At 43.0% G+C, this 405-nt stretch carries 1 protein-coding gene; it reads right to left on the bottom strand.

The genetic code is table 11. From position 1 onward, the window contains the following. On the bottom strand, window positions 1-277 hold a 277-nt coding region (locus tag VJL_RS24190; RefSeq protein ID WP_038881870.1), incomplete at its 3' end, for a DUF6404 family protein. Window positions 278-405 lie beyond the last annotated feature (128 nt).

Genomic DNA, 405 nt, shown 5'->3' with positions numbered 1-405 from the left:
CAAACAATGCGCCAGTAAGTAACGAGATATAAACCGCTTCTAAAACTGGTTTGCCTAGCTCGTCCCACACAAGAAACCATTGGAAGATTCCCCAAACAGGAGCAAAGAAAGCCACACAAAGCATAACGTTTGCAAAAAAACTCTGATAATAAGGCGGCGGAAAACATAGTCCGAGTTTACTTAACAACCTTACAAGTGGAGGATTGTAGTTCGACTTCCAAACACCTTTGTCACTTAACTCTTTGTGCGCAAGTTGTAGCTTCGTTTCATAATCCATGATCCAAATTCCTCGAATTCGATGTTTCCCGCGGAGAAACCTAACGCCCAATTAAGGTGTGAGGCACGCAATACGATGCTCCCGCATACCACCTTAATCACTAAAACCAACGCATAGTAAAAATGCCA

The sequence above is a fragment of the Vibrio jasicida CAIM 1864 = LMG 25398 genome (genome assembly GCF_000400365.1).
Lineage (GTDB): Bacteria > Pseudomonadota > Gammaproteobacteria > Enterobacterales > Vibrionaceae > Vibrio > Vibrio jasicida.
The sequence above is the reverse complement of the archived record's forward strand: the minus strand, read 5'-3'. Positions and strand labels throughout refer to the sequence as shown.